Here is a 263-nt window from a genome sequence, read left to right as displayed (position 1 = left end):
CTCTAATGTATGCATTCCGTGACCGTCGTCAAAAGAAACGTGACTTCCGTAAATTATGGATTACACGTATCAACGCAGCAGCTCGTATGAATGGTCTTTCTTACAGCCGCTTAATGCACGGTCTTAAAAATGCTGGCATCGAAGTTAACCGCAAGATGCTTGCTGACTTAGCTGTTCATGACGAAAAAGCTTTCGCTGAATTAGCAACAGTTGCAAAAAACAACATTAACTAATTAATTAGTTGAAACCTTAGAAGATTTTTC

Annotated in this window: 1 protein-coding gene; it reads left to right on the top strand. The window is 39.2% G+C overall.

Annotated elements, in window-relative coordinates; genetic code table 11:
- A partial coding sequence (rplT, locus tag SB775_RS30575) for a 50S ribosomal protein L20 (RefSeq protein WP_410865018.1) occupies nucleotides 1-233 on the top strand: 233 nt, incomplete at its 5' end.
- Nucleotides 234-263 lie beyond the last annotated feature (30 nt).

This window comes from Peribacillus sp. SIMBA_075, assembly GCF_046534585.1.
Note: the sequence above shows the minus strand (reverse complement) of the source record. Positions and strands in the feature narration are given on the sequence as shown.